Below are 20732 nucleotides of genomic sequence, written 5' to 3' on the forward strand. Positions count from 1 at the left end.
CTGTCATTGATGAGCACGAACGATGGTACCCACGTCCGACATCAGGTTCCTCTATATCGGCGGCTGCACCGCGAGCGGAAAATCCGCGCTTGCGCTGGAGCTGGCGCAGCGACTCGACGGCGAGATCATCTCCGTGGATTCCATGCAGGTGTATCGCGGATTGGACATCGGCACGGCGAAGCCTTCGCGTGAGGAACAGGAAGCCGTGAAGCATCATCTCATTGATGTGGTGGGATTGACGGAGGCGTTTGATGCAGCGCGGTTCGTGACGCTAGCGGATGAGGTGGTGAAAGATATTCGTGCGCGAGGCAAAGTGCCGATTTTTTGTGGTGGTACGGGATTTTATTTCCAAGCATGGCAAGGTGGTTTGAGCGCGACACCGAAAGCTCCGGCAGAATTGCGTGCTGAACTGGAAGCGACACCGTTGGAAAAGCTCGTGGCGGAATTACAGGAAAAAGATCCGGCGATGTATGAGCGCGTGGATCGCAGTAATCCGCGCCGGGTCATCCGTGCGCTGGAGATCATCCGCATGACGGGTCAGCCCGTTGCACCAACAGAGAGCCGGGTGGCGGCGGATAAGCTCGCGCGCATCGTGGGCATTGAATGGGATGCGACGGCCTTGCGAGCACGGATGGATAGGCGTGTGGATGAGATGTTTCAGCGCGGGCTGGTGGCGGAAACGGAAGAGTTGCTGAAGCATGGGCTGGAGCAAAATCGCACAGCGATGCAGGCGATCGGATATCGGCAAGTGGTGGAACATCTGCGAGGTGAGCGGAATCTGGCCGAAACGATTGCGTTGGTGAAATTGAAGACGTGGCAGTTCGGGCGGCGCCAGCGTACGTGGTTCAAGAATCAGCTACAAGCGGAGTGGCTCGCGGCGGATGAAAGTTCGAGTGTGGAGAGATGGGCGGAGACGGTGATGAACAAGACAGAATGATTTATCGCACTGCGTTCGTTCACTTGGCGTCAAGGTATCCCATGCTCTTCAGCCATTCGCCGCAGCGCGCGGGCCAGTCGCTGATGGGGCTCTTGTCTTTGCGCATGCCGAAGCCGTGACCACCAGTGGTATAAATGTGCAGTTCAGCGGGGAGGTTTAGCTTCTTGTATTCTAGGTAGAGGCTCGCGGCTTCGACGGGGTTGTTGCCGTCGTTATGGGCTACGAGGAAGAACATGGGCGGGGCATCTTTCGGCACGCTGAAGCCGGGCATGAATTTGGTTTTGTCGTTGCGGTCCAGGAAACCGCCACCGTAGATCATGATGCCGAAGTCAGGGCCGTGCGGGTCATCCACGCCCGCTTTCTGCGGATAGGTGCGCGTGGTGCGGTCGCAAGCAGCGTGACCGAGGAGATTGCCACCCGCAGAAAAACCAAGCAGACCGACGCGTTTCGGGTCAAGACCCCATTCTTTTGCGTGATGACGGACAAGGCCAAGGGCGTGTTGAGCATCCTCCACAGGTTTTTCATAAGGCCGCGCATCATCGCGTGTAGGTGTGCGGTATTTCAGAAGCACGGCGGTGACGCCGAGAGTGTTCAACCATTCGCAGACCTGTTTGCCCTCATGCGCGTAGGAGAGAAACATGAAGCCGCCGCCGGGCGCGACGATGACGGAGGTGCCGTTCGGCTTCTCGGGGCGATAGATGACGATGTCGGGATCGGTGACATCGGAGAAGCGATTGGTGCTGAGCGGGCCGTAGGAGGCGATGAGTTTCTTGGTGGCTTCAGAGACGGGCGACATGGGGCTGGGTGCGCCTTCCGGCCAGAGTTTCAGCGTGATAAGCTCAGCAGCGCTGAGACCAGTGGTGGCTAAGGTTAGCAACACAAGAATCAAGCTGAAGTATGAGCGCGTGGACATGAGAGAAGGTTACGGACGGAGACTGGGAAAAGGCAATGGGAACCTTACCATCCTCCGAATAGCCTGAATAATCTTGGCGCGGGACCGTCACATCTGCTTTAAGAATCACACACATGAAGCCCTCATTTCGTCCAGGCATTGCCACCTTGGTCGCCGCTGCGTTTACACTTTCCCTTCAACTTGTCTCGGCTGCTGCTCCTGCTGCCGCGCCAACACCGCCTTCGGCATTATATGCGCCGCCGGGTTTCAAGGTGGAATTGCTCGCGGGTGGGGAAATCGGCGAGGGGTCTTGGGTCGCGATGACGAAGGATGATCGAGGACGGTTGATCATCAGCCCGCAGCATCGCGAGGCGAATAGCGAGGGTGGGTTGCTGCGCATCACGCTCGGGTCCGATGGCAAGGTGGCGAAGCGGGAATTCATCGCCAAACCGCTGTATGACGCGCAGGGCATGACGTTCATCGAGGGTTCATTGTATGTGGTGGTGAACAAATATAGCTCCAAGTATGCGAGTGGATTGTATCGTATTCGGGACAAGGGGAATGATCTTTATGAAGACATCCAGCTCCTGAAAGAATTTCCCGGTAATGGCGAGCATGGCCCGCATGTGCCGCGCTTGGGACCGGATGGGAAGCTGTATGTGCTGGCGGGGAATCACACGAAATTACCGGCGGGCATCGCAGCAGATTCGGCGCATCGGAATTATGCGGAGGATCATCTGCTACCGCGGCAATGGGATGGCAATGGTCACGCCACGGGTATCCTGGCGCCGGGTGGTTACATCGTGCGCACGGATTTGGACGGCAAGAACTGGGAGGTGCTTTGCGCGGGTTTTCGCAATCCGTATCACTTCGCCTTTAATAGTGATGGGGAGATCTTCACGTTTGATGCAGACATGGAATGGGATTGGGGCACACCGTGGTATCGTCCTACGCGGGTGAATCATTCCGTCTCCGGTGGTGAATACGGCTGGCGCGCGGGCACAGGCAAATGGCCGGCGTATTATCCAGACAGCCTCCCGGCGATCGATATCGGCGTGGGTTGCCCCACGGGCATTCAATTCGGTTACGGGGCCAAATTCCCGGCGAAGTATCAGCGCGCGCTTTATGTTCTCGATTGGACCTATGGGCGCGTGATGGCAGTGCAGCTCACACCGGATGGGGCATCTTACACGGGCAAGATCGAGAACTTCGTGTGTCCGATGGGCTTGATGCAACCGGGTGCGGAGAAGCGGCCTTTCAACGTGACGGATCTCGTCATCGGTAATGATGGGGCGATGTATCTGACCATCGGCGGGCGGAATACGGCGGCAGGATTGTATCGCGTGACCTATGAAGGCACGGAAAGCACAAAGCCATCGATTGAGCCGAATAAAGCGGGTGCGAAGGAGCGCAAGTTGCGTCGCGAATTGGAAGCGTTTCACGGACATGTAGATGCTAAAGCCGTGTCTACTGCGTGGCCGCACTTGAACAGCGAGGATCGCTTCATTCGTTACGCGGCGCGTATAGCGATCGAGATGCAACCGATCGCACAATGGAAAGATCGTGCGCTGGCGGAGAAGAAAACGGAGGCGGGCTTGAATGGCTTGCTGGCGCTGGCGCGGGTGGGCGGGAAGGAAACGCAACCGGCGTTGCTGGAGGCGTTGAAGAAATTCAAATGGAGTTCGCTCACGGAGTCGCAGCAGTTGGACAAGCTGCGTGTTATTGCATTGAGCTGCATCCGGCAGGGGCGTCCGGCGAAAGCGGCGGAAGATGCGCTCATCGCGGAGCTGGATGCGCAATATCCGGCGAAGACAAAGTTTTTGAATCGTGAACTGGCGCAGGTGCTGATCTATCTGCGCGCGCCGAATGCGATCGGCAAGACGTTGAAGCTGATGGCGGATGCGCCCACGCAGGAGGAGCAGATCCATTATCTCTTCCATCTCCGCACGGCGCAGGGCTGGACGATGGATCAGCGGAAGCAATATTTCACGTTTATGGGGCAGAAGATGGCGGCCTCGCAGAACGTGGAGTTCTACGAGCCGGATTATCCGGGCACGAAGCCGGGCCCGATGCCGATGAGCAAGAATCACAATCCGGCGTTGGAGAAGTGGTTCAAGGAAGCTGGTCGTGCGTATGGCGATGGCTCGAGCCTCGCGAACTTCCTGAAGAACTTTTATGCGGAAGCGTTGGGTAATCTGAATGCTGCAGAGCAGAAGGAATTGCAGCCGTTGCTCGCGGTGATCGAGGGGAATCTGAAGGGTGGCAAGCCCGCGAAGTCCACGTTCCCCGCAGCGCAACAGAAGGCGTTTGTGAAGGAGTGGACGATGGCGGACGTGACGGGTGATCTGGAAAAGGCGCAGTCGGGCCGTAATTTCGGGAAAGGGAAACAGGCGTTTGTGGATGCGCAGTGCATCTTGTGCCATCGCTTCGGCAATGAAGGCGGCGGCGTGGGGCCGGATCTGACGGCGGTGTCCGCGCGGTTCAGTGCGCGTGATCTGCTGGAGAGCATCGTGGAGCCGTCGAAGGTGGTTTCCGAGCAGTTCCAGAACACGACGGTCAAGTTGAAGAATGGCGATGATGTCACGGGACGGTTGCTGAATGAGACGGCGACGGAGCTGATCTTGCAGCCGAATCCGTTGATGCCGGAGCGGGTGACGGTGAAGAAGAGTGATGTAGCGAAGCAATCGTTTGCCACGCTCTCGCCGATGCCGGAGGGGTTGGTGAACGGGTTGTCTAAGGAAGATATCTTGGATCTGATTGCGTTCATGCAATCGGCGGGGAATCCGGGGCATCAGGTGTTTCGGAGAAAATGAAATTGTAATTCAGCCCCAAGGGGGCTGCGGCTCAAAGCCCAACGTTGCTCCGTTTGACGGAGCTACGTTGTGTAACGTGTGTAGGGTTGTTCAACCACAACGTGGTTGCGGATGAAGGAAGCTTTTTCGTGAGAATTGTGACGCAACCCCGTTGGGGTTGGATGATTAACACGCTTTGAACCCAAGGTAGTCCCGCAAAGGCGGGCCAACCTTGGGCTTTGGGACGGAACGCCGTTGGCGTTCTAATCCTGACGAGGAAAAGACTCGCGGCAAGATGCCGCTCTACCCGCACTCAGGATGAGTGCGCTACGTTCGCCGAGGTTGGACAGGTGGAGGCACCTGTCCCACTACGCCTCGGCTTGGTGCGTCGCTCTTCGCACTTCTTAACTCGTTCCTTGCGTGTGTCCTTTCGGCTTGCTGGCATGCGCTCGGCGGATAGACTGGCGGGCGTTCCGATTTTTTGTTTCTAACACATATTACACATGAACACGGTCACCGCTCTGAAGACGGTCAATAAGAACGTCGCCAAAATCGTTGAAGCCGAGATTTCCGCCACGGGCGGTTTGCTCCGCCTCGCCCCTTGCTGGGTTCCGCGCTCCTTCTTGCAACCGGGCAAGCGCCTGAAGCTGCACCCGGATGATCTCTACGCCTACGGCTTGAACCGGGGCGGTATCGATGAACGCTGGTTCGCCTCCACGACGCCCGCGGCGAATGAGAATCGCACGCCGGACGAGGGCTTGAGCTATGTGGTGGTGGGCAAGAACCGTTTCACGTTGCAACAGGCGGTGGCGGAAACGGGCGCGACGTTGATCGGCAAATCGATCTGGGGCAAATACAAGAAGTGGCCGGTTTACTCGAAGTTCTTCGATAACATGGGTCCGATCCCGCATCACATGCACCAGAGCGCCGCGCAGGCGAAGCTCGTGGGCCAGGAAGGCAAGCCGGAGTCTTACTACTTCCCGCCGCAGCATAACAACGTGGGTAACAATTTCCCTTACACGTTCATGGGCTTCGAGCCCGGCACGACGAAGGCGCAAGTGCGCAAGTGCCTGGAGAACTGGAACAAGGGTGATAACGGCATCCTCGATCTGTCGAAGGCGTATCGCTTGAAGGTGGGCACGGGCTGGCTGATCGATCCTTGCATCCTCCATGCACCGGGTTCGCTCTGCACGTATGAGCCGCAGTGGGGTTCCGATGTGTTCGGCATGTATCAGAGCCTGGTGGAAGGCCGCGAAGTGCCGTGGAGCCTGCTGGTGAAGGACATGCCGAAGAAGCATCACAAGGACCTGGACTTCATCGTGGAACAGCTCGACTGGGACAAGAATGTGGATCCGAAGTTCAAGGACAACCACTATCTCGAGCCGGTGCCGGTCGCGGATACGCGCAGCGAAGGTTTCGTGGATCGCTGGATCGTTTACGGCAAGGTGGATGGCGAACAGCTCTTCACGGCGAAGGAACTGACGGTTGATCCGGGCGCGAAAGCGACGATCACGGATAATGGCGCTTACGGCCTGATCTGCGTGCAAGGCACGGGCAAGATCAACGGCCAGCCGCTCAACAGCCCGAAGCTGATCCGCTTCCATGAACTCACTGAAGACGAATATTTCGTGACGGAAGACGGCGCGAAAGCCGGCATCACGTACGAGAACACGAGCGAGACGGAACCGCTGGTGATTCTCCGCTACTTCGGCCCGGAAGTGAACCCGGATGCGCCGAAGATGGGTGCGTACCGGAAGAACAAGTTTTGATTAACTTATCACGGTAAGGATGGCTTCAACGCCGTCCCTGACTGAACGGTTTTGCAACGGCGGCTGATGGAGATATCCATCAGCCGCTGTTTCATTCTCGCTGATAGAAACATAAGGGGCTTTGCAGATGGATTCAGGGTATCTATAGCTGCCGGCAGCCGTAACGAGGAAATGGCTCATTCTTACCCGCGCCATGTAGGCTTCCATTCTTTTAGGAACGCTTCGCGCCTCCATGGTAGATTCTTCCCCTAACTCCCCTCCGACCCGGAAAACTTTGCCGCTTTGCGTTCCGGGTCTCTCCAAAACCCCATAAAATCAAGGGTTTACCGCGCTGGCATGTTCGTTGCTAAACACGCAGCGACCGATAGCTATTGCGGCATATGATTGATGGAATGTTCAACCAACCAGGCTACCTGACGGCCAAGCGTATGATGGATGCGACGGCTCTGCGTCATGAGGCCATTGCCAGCAATCTCGCCAATCTCGAGACCCCCGGCTACAAGCGCATCGACCTCGCGCCCGCTTTCCAGAGCGAACTCCAGCAGGCCGTCAAAAGCCGTGAACCGCAAAATTTGACCGGTCTTCGCCCTTCGTTATCGATCGATCCCAACGCCGTCGCCGCCAATCGCGATGGCAACACCGTGCAGATGGAGACGGAACTGGCCCATCTCGCCGAGAACACCATGGCCCACCAGTTGGAAACGCAACTCGTCAGCGGCTCCTTGTTGAAGCTCCGCCTGGCCATCACCGGACGCGGCTAACCGATCTAGCTCATGATCAACGGACTTTTACCCGGCATACAAAGCACCACGGCAGCACTCGACGCCGAGCGCACTCGCTTGGAGATCGTTTCGCAGAACATCGCTAACGCCAATACAACGCGCGGCGTCGATGGTAAGCCGTATCAACGTCAGCAAGTCGTGTTCGAGAACGTGTTGCAGAACCAGATCGGTGGTCAATCCACGCCCATGATCAAGGTCGCCCGTATCGAGAAGGACGAGCGCCCTTCCAAACTCGTTTACAATCCCGGCCATCCGGATGCGAACAAGGACGGCATGGTTTCCATGCCCGACATCAACATCCATGAGGAGATGGCGGACATGATGGTTTCCTCCCGCGCGTTCGAGGCCAATCTCTCGGTCGTCCGCAATGCCCGTCACATGGCTCTGCAAACCCTTTCCATCGGCAAACGCTAAGCACTAGACCATGAACCCGCTCTCCGCCATCAGCATGTTCGCCAGCCCGCAAGTGGGCGGCCAACTGCCTGTAGAGAAGCTGAAGGCGAACATTCCCGCTGCCGAACTGCGCACGCTGGAAGGCGCCGGTGCGGTTGGTCAGATGCGGGATGCCTTGCCTCTCGGCAAAGCCGCTCCCGGACAAGGCTTCGGCGATGTGCTCGGTAACTTCGTCAACGAAGTCAACAGCAAGCAGGCGAACGCAGCAGACACGGTGAACGGCCTCATGTCTGGCGAGGGCGTTTCCCTACATCAAGCCATGATCGCCATGGAGGAAGCGAGTGTCTCCTTCCAGCTCATGGTGGAAGTGCGCAACAAACTTCTCGAGACGTATCAAGAACTGATGCGCATGCAGATCTGAGCGATCTAAGAAAAATCTGATTTCATGAACCAGGGTCTTACACAAGTTCTTACCCAGCTGAAAACGATCTGGGGCCAGCTCGGTCTCAATCAGCGTATCAGCATCGTGCTCACCGCGCTCGTGGTGCTGGGCGGTCTGGCTGGTCTCGGTTTCTTGTCCAGCCGGGTCGAATATGCCTTGCTCTATGGCAAGCTCGATGACGCCGAAGCCGCGAAAGTCGTCGCCGCACTGGACGAGAACAGCATCCCCTACAAGATCAGCCGTGCCGGTGGCAGCATCACGGTTCCTGCCGAGAAAGTTCACTTCGCCCGCATGCAGCTCGCTACAAAGGGCATCCCGCGTTCTTCCGATGGCGTCGGTTTCGAGATCTTCGACAAGCCGAACTTCGGCATCTCTGATTTCGTCCAGCGCGCGAATTATCTCCGCGCCGTCCAAGGCGAACTCGCCCGCACCATCGGCCAGGTGGATAGCATCGAGAACGCCCGAGTGATGATCGTCATGCCGGAGAACCGCCTCCTGTCCGATGCCAAGCGCAAGCCCACGGCTTCCGTCTTCATCCGCGTGCGTGGTAATGCCCAACTGCCCCAGCAATCCGTGCAAGCCATCCGTTTCCTCGTCGCGAATGCCGTGGAAGGGTTGCAGGCGAATTCCGTTTCTGTGGTGGACAATCTCGGCAACGTCCTCACCGAATCGCACGAAGAAGACTCCGTCGTCGGCCTCAGCACCTCGCAGCTCTCCGCCCGCAAGAACATCGAGCAATACCTTTCCCGCAAAGCTGAAGGAATGTTGGAGACGGTTCTTGGGCCTGGCCAGGCCGTTGTGCGCGTTTCTGCAGAGATCAACTACGACACCGTTTCTCGCACTGAAGAAAAATATGACCCCGAGGGTCAGGTCCTTCGCTCTGCCACCGTGAATGATGAAGATACACAGAGCGCAGCCAACCCTGCTGGCGGTGGCGTGGCTGGCGCAGCCGTCAATGCCAGTACTACGACGAATGCGACTGCCGCGCTCACTAACATGAACACGAGCAAGAAGAAGATCACCAACAACCAATACGAGATTAACAAGACCACCAGCACGTTGACTCAAGTGGCGGGTGGCTTACGCCGTGTGACGGCGGCTGTGTTCGTCGCTTCGCAAGTCAGTGGTGCTGGCACGAATCGCGTCGTCACCGCCCGTACACCTGAAGAGATGCAGAAGCTCCGCCGCATCGTCCAGAGCGCCTTGGGTGTCACCGCTGAAGAAGCCGAGAGCATCACGCTCGAAGAGATCACTTTCAACGATCAGGCCGCAGTCGAGACCACACGCCTCCTTGATGTCCAGCAACAGCGCGATTTTTATTGGAATATCGGCAAGAACGTCGGCTATGTCCTGGCCGCGTTGCTGGTGCTCTTTAGCTTCTGGCGATTGTTGCAGAAGACCACCGTGGAATCCATCCCGCTTGGCGTTCCAGTCGGTGAACTGATGAACGGGGAGAACGGCCATGCTCATGGGCGCAACGGCAACGGCTCCAACGGAGATAAAGGCCGCTCCAATGTGGTGACTGTCGAAGTCTTGAACCAGCTTATCCGCGATAACCCGGACAATCTCACTCAATCCATCCGTACGTGGATGACCCGTGGCAAAGCCAAGTAACACTATGTCCGCCTCTGCTGAAAATACTGCTACATCCGAGACTGCCAAGTTCACCAAGATCCAGAAACTGGCGGCTCTCCTGATCATCCTCGGCCCAGACAGCGCCGCCTCGATCATTCGTAATCTGGACGATCACGAAGTGGAAGCGGTCTCCTCGGAAATGGCCAAGATGAATCTGCTCAGTCAAGAGTTGCAGGCCGAAATCCTCGAAGAATTCACCGAAGTGGCGCTGACAGCCACCACCTCCTTGCGTGGCGGCGTGGAATACACGCAGACCGTGTTGGAGAAATCACTTGGTCTTTTCAAAGCGTCAAACGTCATCACCCGCGTGGCTCCTACGCGCGCTCCTGTGGCCGCTATGCAACAGATCGTGGAGCTCGAGCCACGCCAGATATTCAATCTTATCAAGCACGAACAGCCCCAGACCATCGCGCTCATCTCCAGCTACCTGACTCCTGAAAAAGCCGGACAGGTGCTCACCATGTTGCGTGCTGAACTGCGCGAGCAAGTCATCGAACGTCTCGCGACCTTGGCTCCCACGCCGATCGAAGTCGTGGAGAAGGTCGTGGAAGTCATCAATCTCAAGCTCGGCAGCAAACACACGCGCGCGTTCAACCAGACGGGGGGCGTGAAGTCCGCTGCCAGCCTCTTGAATTCACTTGATAAAAACGTCAGCAAGACATTGCTCATCTCCATTGAGGAGCGGAATCCCGAACTCGGGCAGGCCATCCGTCAGAAGATGTTCACGTTCGAGGACATCGCGGCTCTCGATCCCGCGTCGCTTCAGAAAATTTTGCGCGAAGTGGACATGCGGGACCTCGCCGTGGCGCTCAAGACCGCGAGCGAACAGCTCAAGACGGCATTGCTCGGCTGCATCTCCAAGCGGGCTGCAGAGACGGTCGCCGAAGAGATGAGTTTCATGGGCCCGCTTAAATTGCGCGATATCGAAGCGGCCCAGCTCCGCATCATCGAAGTGGTGCGCAAGCTGGAGAGTGAAGGCGAGATCGACCTGGGTGGCATGAAGGAGGGCAAGCAGGATGAAGTCATGGTCTGAGAAAATCATGGTGTCCTCGCCTTTGCGGGATGTCCAGCTCGCGCCTCCGCCCGGCAGCCCGCAATGGGAAGAACGGGTGAAAGAGCGCGAGCGTGCTGCGTACGAACGTGGCGTGGCTGCTGGCGAACGTTCCATTGGTCAGATGCTCATCCAGCAACGCGCTGATATGCTTGATCTGCAAACCGGTATCTTCACCGCTTTGCGACAGACCATTCCGCAGCTCGTCGCGGAGTCCGAGACTGCCTTGCTCGAACTCGTCACTGCCTCGGTCCAGAAGATCATCGCAAGCATTCCCATCGATGCCGGGATGATCGAAGCCGTCGTGCGTGAAGCGCTTGAGCAGATGGAGCACGCGTCCGAAGTCACCGTGCATCTGCATCCGCACGATCTCGATTTATTGCGCAAGATCAATGCACCGCTGCTGCTTGAGCAAGTGGGCGGCAAGCCCCTGCATTTCCAGCAAGACGTGACCATCTCGCGTGGTGGTTGTCTCTTGAAGACCAGCTTCGGCATCGTAGACGCCCGGCGCGAAACCAAGGTGGAACGCCTCGCCAACTCTCTCGCCGCATGATTTTGTCCTCCGACATTCCTCAAGCAGGTGGCGGCCGCATCGCGCGTGCCTTGCAGCAGACACGCCAGGTGCGTGTCGTTGAGGCGCGTGGGCGTGTTGTCCAGCTGATTGGCCTGGTCATCGAGTCTGAAGGGCCGCTTTGTTCCGTCGGCGAAGTCTGCCGCATCGAATCCACCCGTCACGACAGTAGCACACTTGCTGAAGTCGTCGGGTTCCGGAATCAGCATGTTCTGCTCATGCCTTTGGGCGAACTTCATGGCATCCATCCCGGCAGTGAAGTCATCGCCTTGGGCCGTCCATTGACTGTACCGGTGGGTGAAGCCTTGAAAGGCCGTGTGGTCGATAGCTTCGGCCAACCGCTGGATGATCTTGGTCCGCTACAAACGGATCATTACGCCAGCATCACTGCACCGCCGCCCCATCCACTGAAACGTCAGCGCATCCACCATCCGTTCAATACCGGTGTGCGTGCGCTTGATCTCTTCACGCCGTGTGGTCGCGGCCAACGTCTCGGTATCTTCGCCGGATCCGGTGTGGGTAAATCTACCTTGCTCGGCATGATGGCCAGTCGTGCGGAAGCGGATGTGAACGTCATCGCGCTCATCGGCGAACGTGGTCGTGAGGTGCGCGAGTTCTTGGAGAAAGACCTGGACGAAGAAGGTCGCAAGAAATCGGTCATCGTTGTCGCGACTTCGAATCAATCTTCGCTCGCCCGTCTGAAAGGTGCCTTCACTGCCATGACCATCGCGGAAAACTTCCGTGAAGCCGGTCAGAATGTACTTTTGATGATGGATTCCGTCACGCGCTTCGCCATGGCGCAACGCGAAATCGGTCTCGCCGTCGGTGAACCGCCGGCGACGCGTGGCTACACGCCCTCCGTCTTTTCCTTGCTGCCGCAGTTGCTCGAGCGCGCGGGTAACAGCGATCGCGGTACACTGACCGCCTTGTTCACCGTGCTCGTCGAAGGTGACGACATGAATGATCCCATCGCTGATGCCGTACGTGGTATTCTCGATGGTCACCTGGTGCTCACCCGTGAACTCGCCACACAGAATCATTATCCCGCACTGGACGTGTTACAGAGCGTGAGCCGTTTGGTGCGTGACCTATGCACGGAAGACAGGATCAAACTCTCGGGCCAGGCACGCGAAGCCCTCGCTCTGTATCGCAAGAATCAAGACCTCATCAGCCTCGGTGCCTATGCCGCTGGCAGCAACGCTGCACTGGATCAAGCCATCCGCTGGCAGGATCCGCTCAATCGCGTGTTGCGCCAGGGAGTGAAAGAGGCGTGCTCCACGGATGAGGCCTGGCGTCTGCTTGCACAAGTGATGGGCAAAACGAAATAACCTATGAAACCATTCCGCTTCTCTCTCGCAGCCCTGCGCACCTTGCGCGAACGGCAGGAGAAATCCGCCCAGGAAAAGCTTGCCTCCACGATGATCGGGCGCCAACGCGCCGCAGAAGCATTGAATGCCCTTGATCGTGAACTGACTGCTGCGCGTCTTGACTGGCAGCAACACGCCGCTGCCGGGTGTGCCGCCGCCCAACTCGCGCAACAACAGATGCACTGTGCCTGGCTGGATACGCGTTGCCGTCAGGCCGAGCAGGCTTTGAGCAATGCGGAGCGGGCCGTACAATCTGCCCGCAATGAACTCGTGCACGCACAGCGGGAGCGTGAACTGCTTGAGCGCCTCTACGAGCGTCAAAAGATAGCCTTCGATCGCGCCCTCAGCCTCGCGGAACAGAAGGAACTGGATGACCTGGTCAGCGGCCGTTTTGGCCTCAACACACTGCGTCAGCTCGCCTGATCATTTTTAAGGTATGAATTTTCTATTGAATCCTTGGATCGGATCGGTGCTGGGAGCGGTGCTTTACTGCGCCGGTCTTGCCGGAGCGTGGATGCAGAAGCTGCCCAAGCCGGGTGAAGAGCATGGGATCTCCCATGTGGAGCCTATCCCGGCCGGCCCTTCATGGACATTTCAGAACCCGGAGATCGATGCCTTGGTCCAAGAATTGCGGGATGAAAAACAAGCCTTGGCCAAACGCAAAGCGGAACTGGAAGAACTCGCCGTACGTTTGAGCGCCGAACGGAATGAACTCCTGCAAACAACCCAGGCAGTGCATCAATTGCAGGTGAACTTTGATCAATCCATCACGCGCATCCAGGATGAGGAAACAGCGAATCTGGCCAAGATGGCCAAGACCTATGTAGCCATGGCCCCGGAGAATGTGGTGAAGATCTTCAAGGAACTTGATGACGTTACCGTGGTGAAGGTACTTCGCTTTATGAAGGAGAAGGAGGCGGCACCGATCCTTGATCAAATGGCCAGGCAGGGGGAGCCGGAAGCGAAACGGGCCGCCGGTCTGGCTGAAAAACTTCGTCTGACGGTCAATCCTCCCCCTGCTGCCAAAGCCAAGAAACAATGAATGCCACTGGGTTCTCCGGTCTGATGTGCGAAACCGTGTCTGGGAGCGTGGGCTCGAATATGCCTGTCATTCTCCCTGGTATCTCCCCGGGAGAAACAAATCAGAGCGCTGATTTCGCGGCATGTTTAGATGACCAGTTGCCGGATATAGAAGAGCTGGATGAACATTCAGGAAAAGCGATTCATTCAACCGCCACTCCAGATCAGGTCCTCCAGGCAATGCTTTCTACAGCCGGGCTGATTCCTGCCGCTCCACCTGTGCCCGTCTCGCCTGAACTCTCTACGGAGCGAGGTGAAGTTGAATCCGGGCAGCATGCGAATTCTGAAAAGCAGTCAGTCATTCAGACGAGTTGCGAAAGAGTGTTGGCACCTGGGTCTGATCGGATGTCCGAAGTTGCTTCAACAGCAGTTCAATCTTCCGAACCTCAGCCTACGTCCACTTTAGCTTATGCTGGTTTGATGCCTTTGGAAAAGTCCCCGCTTTCCGCATGCGAGCAAAAAATGGCTAAGCCAGTCGACTCTCATGAAAGCGTGACTTCAGACTCTCGTGAAACACCTGCAACACACGTGGTTTCACCTGAGCGAAGGCTGGAAACGGTTGCTGGGGCGGCAGAGGGGCAAACTTTTTTACCCGGCAAAAATGTTCCGGCCGCTGTCGGAACTGCGGCAGATTTCTCCCGACAGTCGATAGCACCTTCGCAATCTTCAGCTTTCGTTGCACCAGAAGGCGTTGCTTCTATAGTCAAAAAGGACGAAAAACTAAGGGAAACTACGTTGATTCGCTCAAGTCGGCAGGTTGGAGGAAAAGATGGCACGTCGGTTGCTAAATCGTTCTCGGCCATGCCAGCTCAAATGACAGATGAACAAAAGCAAGAGATCTCACTGGTGCTAAAAGCAGCTCCGGTTCGTGAGTTTCCGGCCTTTGCTGAGGCCGGCGAGAAGAATGTTTTAGTCATGCAATCTGGCTTGGAGCTTCCCCCAGATCGTTTCAGTTCTGCAGAATCAGACGTAGAGATGTCTTCAGTGACGGCGGCTGCTGGCCATGAGCGTATCGATAAGTTGCAAGAGCTGATCACCAAAGAGGTCCGCTTCTTCCGCCAGAGCGGTGCGCAGGTTTTGGAGATGGTCGTCGAACCCGCGCCGGATATCCGCATCAAGTTGCATCTGGAGCTTCAAGACGGTCACATCAAAGCGGCGCTGAGTTCTGCGGATGGCGACGGCTCCTGGCTTCAGTCGCATTGGGCGGAGTTGAAAGAATCTTTGTCCGGCCAAGGTGTTACGTTGCGCCAGTTCGATTCGGAGACTCCATCAAATCCGCAGCGTTCTCCCTCATTCGATGCTCAGTTTGGTTCCCGTCAGGAGGAGCACGCCCGTGCATCGGCGCCTTTTGATCAAACAGAAGCGCAAGGTGGCAGCAGTACCTCGCGTTCACGTTCTTCTTTCGTGCCGACGGCACGCAAAGCGGGGAATGACACCCGTCAAATATTGGAATCCTGGGCTTAAACAAAATTTTTCATGAGCACCATCGCAGGCGTCAATTACCTCACCACGCAAGATACGGCGGATGCTTCCAGCCGTATGCCGGTCAAGGCTTTGGGGCAGCAGGATTTTTTGAAGCTGCTCGTCGCCCAGCTTACCTCCCAGGATCCATTGAATCCCAAGCAGGACACGGAATTCATCGCCCAGATGGCTCAGTTCAGCGCGCTGGAACAGTCGAAGTCGATGCAATCGGACATCGCCAGCCTGCGTGGAGATCAACAGATGTTGCAGGCTTACGGTTTGCTTGGGCAGACCGTGAAGTTGCAGGCGGAGGATGGAATCGATCCGGTGCTGGGAACTGTCAGCGCCGTTCAAAACGAGGCAGGGACGCCTAAACTGATGGTGGATGGAAAAACCTATACCTTGGACCAAGTGCTGATGGTTTACCCGTCTGCTGTCGCAACTCAAAACTGATAGATTATGCTTCGTTCACTCAACTCCGGCGTCAGTGGCATCCAGCAATTTCAAGGCAGCCTGGACGTCATCGGCAACAACATCGCCAACGCCAATACGACTGCCTACAAGTCGGCGCGGACGGATTTTTCCGATTCTTTCAGCCAGACGCTTCAGCTTTCCAGTGCCGGGACTTCTGGCAACAGTGGTGTGGCCGGCATGCAAGTCGGTTCCGGTGTCACCACTGCGGCCATCCGCAATCTTTTCAGCCAGGGGGCGATGACGCGCACGGGCATCCAGACGGATCTTTATGTCTCCGGCGAAGGATTTTTTGTGGTGCGCGACACTGTATCAGATACGGAATTCGCCACCCGCTCCGGCGATTTTCGCCTGGATGAAAGCGGCTACCTGGTGACCAACCAAGGGCTGCGTGTCCAAGGTTACAGTGATAGCGGCCTGGCCACCATCGGCGACATCCAGATCGATGGTTCGGGCCGGCCGGCCACTTCGGACCCGAACGCAACGATCACGGCTTTCAGCGTCAATCCGGACGGCATCGTGAATGTCCGCCTCTCTGATGGTACGGAGTTCAGCCGCGGACAGGTGTTGCTGCAAAATTTCCAGTCACCGCAGGCTCTTTTGAAGGAAGGAAACAATCTTTACTCCGGACTTTCTGCCGCCGGTCCGTTGAGCGCGACACCGACGGTCGCTGGCACGAACGGGTTGGGCAAGATCCAAGCCGGTGCGTTGGAGCTTTCCAATGTCGATCTCGCGAATGAATTCGCCAAGTTGATCACCGCGCAACGCGGTTTCCAGGCCAGCGCACGCATGATCACGACGAGTGATGAAGTGTTGCAAGAGCTGGTAAGTCTGAAACGCTAATCTACCCCCTTAACCCATGGCCGAAAAACCATCAGCAAAACCGGGTGCCGAGGCCGGTGCCGAAAAAAAGAACGGAGCAGCTCCGGCCGAGGCGGCTGCCTCTGCCAAGCCGGGCGGTTTTGCCGTCTGGGCACCCTTGCTCGCAAACATCGTCCTCATGCCGGCGCTGGGCTTCGCCACTTTCACCTTTCTTATCCAGCCGAAGCTGGGCCAGACGGCGGCGGCTCCGGCAGAACATGCTGAAGCCAAGGCCGAAGACGGCCATGGTGGTGGCGGCGAACATGGTGAATCCTCCTCTGGCGGTGGAGCACACGGCGGCAAAGGCGGAGCCAAAGGCAAGGTCACCGTTCCTTTGCCGGGCAAGATTCTTGTCAATGTGGCCGGCACGCAAGGCACACGCTACCTGCTCGCCAATGTGGCGCTCGTCAGCGGGAAGAGCGATCTTAAAGATCTCATTGAGAAGTATGAGCCGCAATTGAAGGATGCCGCTTCCAGTGCCTTGGCGAGCAAGACGATCCCCGAGCTGGAAAAGCCCGGAGCCCGCAATGTGATCCGCTCCGAGCTGATCTCGGTTTTCAACAATGTCCTCGGTGACGGTACCGTCACGGAACTGTATCTTACCGAATTTGCCATCCAGTGAGCCATCACCCGGACAATTTGGATTCTGATGACCTGTCACTTCCCGGTAGGGAAGTGTTGAGCCAGTCTGAGGTCGAGCGTTTGCTCGCGCAGGTGGCCGAACAGGAGAACAAGACTACGGTCCATCAGGCGGACGGCAGCAAGACGGCGCAAGCGGTCGACAGCATCCAGCCTTACGATTTCCGCAACCCGGTCTTCCTCTCGGCGAATGAGCTGCGCAAGCTGCGTATCGAGCACGAGGAATACATCCGTGCTCTTGCGGCCCGCCTTTCCATCTACTTGCGCATGGAGTTCACGCTCCAGATGTCGCGTTTGGAAACATTAACGTTTCAGAAATTCAAAGAAGGTCTCGCCAGCCCCACGCACCTGACATTGTTCAAGTCCGAGCCTCTGCGCGGTGTGTGCATCTTGGATGTGAGTCCCCGGCTGGGACTTACGATGGTGGATCGTCTTATGGGAGGTCCTGGGCATTCCGTGGCGTTGAACCGCGACCTGAGCGAGATCGAGATCGCGCTGCTGGATCAGATCATTCACATCGTTTTGGGCGAGTGGTGCAATCATTGGTCTTCCATCCAGGAAGTGCGCCATCAGGTCATGGGCCATGACAATAACGGCCAGTTTCTCCAGACCACCCAGCCAGATGCCGTGATGCTGGTGCTCTCCATGGAAGCACGCATCGCTGATTGTCTCGAGCAGATCCAGATCGGTTTCCCCTACAGCACGGTTGAGCCACTCATCGAAAAATTGAGCAAGCAACTGCGCCCCGATGATGAAGATCGCTCCAAGCCGAAAGAACGCCGATGGAACACGGAGCTGGTGGATGTGAATATTCCCATCACTGCGGAATGGCCGCCCGTGACGGTGAAGGCGAGCGACCTTGCCAATTTGAAGGTCGGCGATTTTCTGCCGATCCCCATCGAATACACCAAGCAAGTTCAGATCAAGCTGGCCCGCCTGAAGAAGTTTGCCGGACGCCTCGGCACCAAGGGCAACAACTGGGCCGTGGAAGTGCAGCAAATTCTCCCTACGTGATTTTTCTATGAGCATTACCAATCTCAATTCCGCCAATCTCGACATCCTCATGGATGTGCCGGTCGGCCTGACTGTCGAGCTGGGTTCCTGCCAGCTCCCGATGCGCGATGTACTGCAATTGGACGTCGGCTCCGTGGTGCAGCTCGACAAGGTCGCAGATGCGCCGGTGGAACTGCATGTGAACCAAAAGCTCGTGGCTCGTGGTGAAGTCGTGGTGGTGGAAAACCGCTTCGGCATCAAAATCACGGAACTGATCGGAGCGAAAGCGGCCGCCTGATGCATGCGTCACTTTCCAGAATGTTTGCGCTGATCGTCTGCCTTTCCTTCACGGGACTGGCGAACGCCGCCGAGCAAGCTACGAAACTGAGCCCTCCGCCGGGACCGTCGCTGACGTCCTCGCTGATCCGCTTAGTGGGTGGATTGTTCGTTGTCTTCGGGGTTTTCCTGGGTGCCATCTGGTTGCTGAAGCGCGCTCCCATGCTCGGTCGCAAGGCGGGTGACACGCGCAAGCTGAACGTGATGGAATCGCGCAATCTGGCTCCGCGTCAGGCACTCTATGTGATCGGTTACGAACGCCAGCGTTACTTGGTAGCCAGCACGCCAACGGGCATCAGCTTGCTGACCGCGTTGCCTGCTGCGGAAACGGATGAAGCGCCGTCTGATAAAGTCACCACTGCGAGTTTCACTGAAGCTTTGATGCAAGCCGTGCAGAAACAAGGGTGATATGCTGCGTTTGCTTTCTAAATCACTTTTACTGCTTTCGTTGCTGATCCCCTTTTTCAGCGGCGGCGAATTGCAGGCACAGACGAATGCTCCTGCCACGGGTGTGAACCAGACGGTGAACCTGCTCGCTCAGCCGTTGAACACCGTGCTCGATCCTGCCCGTCAGCCGCAGGATGTGGACACGGCGATCAAGGTTCTCTTTGCGATCACCGTTCTTTCGCTCGCGCCTTCGATCATCCTTCTGATGACCTCGTTCACGCGTATCGTGATCGTGTTGTCCTTCATCCGCTCTGCGCTTTCTCTGCAAGGCACACCAGCGAACCAGATACTCATCGGGCTCTCGCTGTTCATGACCTACTTCATCATGGAACCAGTCTGGTCCCAGATGAACACGCAAGCATTGCAACCGTATCTGCAAAAGCAGATCTCTGCGGATGAAGCCATGGACAAGGCCGCGCAACCGATCCGCGCATTCATGCTGAAGCAGGCGCGTGCGAAGGATATCGAGCTTTTCGCCGAACTCGCGCGTTTGGAGCCGACGGCTCCGGAGAATCTGCCTTTGCGCGTGGTGATTCCGGGCTTTGTGATCAGCGAACTGCGCACCGCTTTCCAGATGGGTTTCCTGCTGTTCATCCCATTCATCCTCATCGATCTCGTCGTCGCCGCCGTGCTGATGAGCATGGGCATGATGATGATGCCGCCTGCGACGATCGCGTTGCCGCTGAAGATTCTGCTCTTCGTGCTGGTGGATGGCTGGGAGCTGGTCGTGCGCTCCTTGCTGCTCAGCTTTGGCTCTTGAAGTTTTATGACACCTGAATTTGCCGTGGAAATGCTCAAGTCGATGATGATCCAGGCGGTGACGTTGATGTCTCCCATCCTGCTCACTGCGATGGCGATCGGCCTCAGCGTCAGCTTGTTTCAAGCGGTGACCTCGATCAATGAGCAGACCTTGACCTTCGTGCCGAAGGCCGCAGGTATCATCGCGCTGTTACTGGTGCTGCTGCCGTGGATGGTGCGCACGATGGTGGAGTTCACCACCGCCGTCATCCAGAAGATGCCGCAGATGGTCAATTGATTGGTCACGGATGCAATTCGACATCGCCAACTGGTTTGTCGTTTTCGTGCGGATCGGTGCCGTGATGCTGGTGTTTCCGCTGACCGGTTCCTCCAATGTGCCGGTGCGTTTACGCATCGCCCTTGCTGGTGGCACGGCTTTTCTGATGGCACCGTTGCTGCCGCCTTCACCGGTGGATACCAGTGCGTTCTGGTCTTTGGTCGGATTGCTTTTCAAAGAAGCGAGCGTGGGCCTGTTGCTTGGCTTTGTCGCACGCTTGGTTTTCTTCGGATTGGAAATCGCCGCGGGCATCCTGACCACGGAGATGGGTTTGCAGCTTTCGCCGCAGTTCAATCCATTGAACCAGACGCAAGTCACCGCACCGGGTATGGCGCTGCACTGGCTTGGTATGATGCTGTTGCTCTCATCAGACATGCATCATTGGCTGTTAGCGGCGTTACAGCGCAGTTATCTTGTGGCTCCGGTTGGCGGGGCGGTTTTGTCGGAAGCGTTGCTGCAAGATGTCATCAATCGGACGGGGCATCTCTTCGTCTTTGCGCTGCAACTATGCGCTCCGGTGCTCGCGGTTTCGTTCACTATCACACTGATCTTCGCGGTGTTGGCACGGGCGGTGCCGCAGATGAATGTGTTCTCTGAGAGTTTTCCCGTCCGTACCATTTCGTGTCTTATCATTTTCGGACTCAGCCTGAACCTCATGGCCCAGCACTTGCTTAACGAGCTGCGACGGCTGCCAGATGATGTGCTGCAAGTCGCCCGGATCATGGGCGGCGGCTAAAC

General features: G+C 57.1%; 23 protein-coding genes. 22 read left to right on the forward strand and 1 reads right to left on the reverse strand.

The window, feature by feature from the left end:
* Positions 1-22 precede the first annotated feature (22 nt).
* Positions 23-937 carry a tRNA (adenosine(37)-N6)-dimethylallyltransferase MiaA gene (gene miaA / locus VGH19_09785; GenBank protein HEY1171649.1) on the forward strand — a complete coding sequence of 305 codons (915 nt, stop codon included), beginning with the start codon at positions 23-25 and terminating at the stop codon, positions 935-937.
* A 19-nt stretch (positions 938-956) separates the two neighbouring features.
* Here miaA and VGH19_09790 read toward each other — a convergent pair whose 3' ends face one another.
* On the reverse strand, positions 957-1850 hold the full coding sequence (locus tag VGH19_09790; protein HEY1171650.1) for an alpha/beta hydrolase: 894 nt from the start codon (positions 1848-1850) through the stop codon (positions 957-959).
* Between the two features lie 113 nt (positions 1851-1963).
* Here VGH19_09790 and VGH19_09795 point away from each other — a divergent pair, with 113 nt between their 5' ends.
* The 21 genes from VGH19_09795 to fliR all read left to right on the forward strand — a co-directional run bounded on the left by VGH19_09795 (position 1964) and on the right by fliR (position 20730).
* Positions 1964-4642: a heme-binding protein gene (locus VGH19_09795; GenBank protein ID HEY1171651.1), complete on the forward strand. Its 2679-nt coding sequence runs from the start codon at positions 1964-1966 to the stop codon at positions 4640-4642.
* 482 nt (positions 4643-5124) lie between these two features.
* On the forward strand, positions 5125-6390 hold the full coding sequence (locus VGH19_09800) for a hypothetical protein (GenBank protein HEY1171652.1): 1266 nt from the start codon (positions 5125-5127) through the stop codon (positions 6388-6390).
* A gap of 392 nt (positions 6391-6782) precedes the next feature.
* Complete coding sequence (gene flgB, locus VGH19_09805) at positions 6783-7151, forward strand: flagellar basal body rod protein FlgB (protein HEY1171653.1); 369 nt, start codon at positions 6783-6785, stop codon at positions 7149-7151.
* A gap of 12 nt (positions 7152-7163) precedes the next feature.
* A complete protein-coding gene (flgC, locus tag VGH19_09810; protein HEY1171654.1) occupies positions 7164-7586 on the forward strand; it encodes a flagellar basal body rod protein FlgC in 423 nt (140 codons plus the stop codon).
* A gap of 10 nt (positions 7587-7596) precedes the next feature.
* The gene (fliE, locus tag VGH19_09815) at positions 7597-7986 is read left to right on the forward strand and encodes a flagellar hook-basal body complex protein FliE (protein ID HEY1171655.1); all 390 of its coding nucleotides are present in this window, start codon (positions 7597-7599) and stop codon (positions 7984-7986) included.
* 24 nt (positions 7987-8010) lie between these two features.
* Entirely contained in the window at positions 8011-9621 is a 1611-nt protein-coding gene (gene fliF, locus VGH19_09820; protein HEY1171656.1) for a flagellar basal-body MS-ring/collar protein FliF, read from the forward strand.
* Positions 9622-9625: 4 nt separating this feature from the next.
* Entirely contained in the window at positions 9626-10675 is a 1050-nt protein-coding gene (fliG, locus tag VGH19_09825; protein ID HEY1171657.1) for a flagellar motor switch protein FliG, read from the forward strand.
* The gene (locus VGH19_09830; GenBank protein ID HEY1171658.1) at positions 10659-11246 is read left to right on the forward strand and encodes a FliH/SctL family protein; all 588 of its coding nucleotides are present in this window, start codon (positions 10659-10661) and stop codon (positions 11244-11246) included. Before fliG ends, VGH19_09830 begins: the two co-directional genes overlap by 17 nt.
* Complete coding sequence (locus tag VGH19_09835) at positions 11243-12592, forward strand: FliI/YscN family ATPase (GenBank protein ID HEY1171659.1); 1350 nt, start codon at positions 11243-11245, stop codon at positions 12590-12592. Before VGH19_09830 ends, VGH19_09835 begins: the two co-directional genes overlap by 4 nt.
* Positions 12593-12595: 3 nt before the next feature.
* Complete coding sequence (gene fliJ / locus VGH19_09840; GenBank protein HEY1171660.1) at positions 12596-13054, forward strand: flagellar export protein FliJ; 459 nt, start codon at positions 12596-12598, stop codon at positions 13052-13054.
* A 13-nt stretch (positions 13055-13067) separates the two neighbouring features.
* Positions 13068-13673, forward strand: coding sequence for a hypothetical protein (locus tag VGH19_09845; protein HEY1171661.1), 606 nt, complete (start codon positions 13068-13070; stop codon positions 13671-13673).
* On the forward strand, positions 13670-15175 hold the full coding sequence (locus tag VGH19_09850) for a hypothetical protein (protein HEY1171662.1): 1506 nt from the start codon (positions 13670-13672) through the stop codon (positions 15173-15175). Before VGH19_09845 ends, VGH19_09850 begins: the two co-directional genes overlap by 4 nt.
* A 12-nt stretch (positions 15176-15187) precedes the next feature.
* On the forward strand, positions 15188-15625 hold the full coding sequence (locus VGH19_09855) for a flagellar hook capping FlgD N-terminal domain-containing protein (GenBank protein HEY1171663.1): 438 nt from the start codon (positions 15188-15190) through the stop codon (positions 15623-15625).
* A gap of 6 nt (positions 15626-15631) precedes the next feature.
* Complete coding sequence (locus tag VGH19_09860; GenBank protein ID HEY1171664.1) at positions 15632-16486, forward strand: flagellar hook-basal body complex protein; 855 nt, start codon at positions 15632-15634, stop codon at positions 16484-16486.
* 16 nt (positions 16487-16502) lie between these two features.
* On the forward strand, positions 16503-17126 hold the full coding sequence (locus VGH19_09865; protein ID HEY1171665.1) for a flagellar basal body-associated FliL family protein: 624 nt from the start codon (positions 16503-16505) through the stop codon (positions 17124-17126).
* Between the two features lie 56 nt (positions 17127-17182).
* Positions 17183-18157, forward strand: a complete 975-nt coding sequence (locus tag VGH19_09870; GenBank protein HEY1171666.1) for a flagellar motor switch protein FliM — start codon at positions 17183-17185, stop codon at positions 18155-18157.
* Positions 18158-18164: 7 nt separating this feature from the next.
* Positions 18165-18434: a flagellar motor switch protein FliN gene (gene fliN / locus VGH19_09875; protein HEY1171667.1), complete on the forward strand. Its 270-nt coding sequence runs from the start codon at positions 18165-18167 to the stop codon at positions 18432-18434.
* Positions 18435-18454: 20 nt separating this feature from the next.
* Positions 18455-18880, forward strand: coding sequence for a flagellar biosynthetic protein FliO (locus tag VGH19_09880; GenBank protein ID HEY1171668.1), 426 nt, complete (start codon positions 18455-18457; stop codon positions 18878-18880).
* Position 18881: 1 nt separating this feature from the next.
* A complete protein-coding gene (gene fliP / locus VGH19_09885) occupies positions 18882-19679 on the forward strand; it encodes a flagellar type III secretion system pore protein FliP (GenBank protein HEY1171669.1) in 798 nt (265 codons plus the stop codon).
* A 6-nt stretch (positions 19680-19685) separates the two neighbouring features.
* On the forward strand, positions 19686-19955 hold the full coding sequence (locus tag VGH19_09890; GenBank protein HEY1171670.1) for a flagellar biosynthetic protein FliQ: 270 nt from the start codon (positions 19686-19688) through the stop codon (positions 19953-19955).
* Positions 19956-19965: 10 nt separating this feature from the next.
* Positions 19966-20730 carry a flagellar biosynthetic protein FliR gene (gene fliR, locus VGH19_09895; protein HEY1171671.1) on the forward strand — a complete coding sequence of 255 codons (765 nt, stop codon included), beginning with the start codon at positions 19966-19968 and terminating at the stop codon, positions 20728-20730.
* Positions 20731-20732: the final 2 nt, after the last annotated feature.

The sequence above is a fragment of the Verrucomicrobiia bacterium genome, from assembly GCA_036405135.1.
Taxonomy (GTDB): Bacteria; Verrucomicrobiota; Verrucomicrobiia; order Limisphaerales; family JAEYXS01; genus JAEYXS01.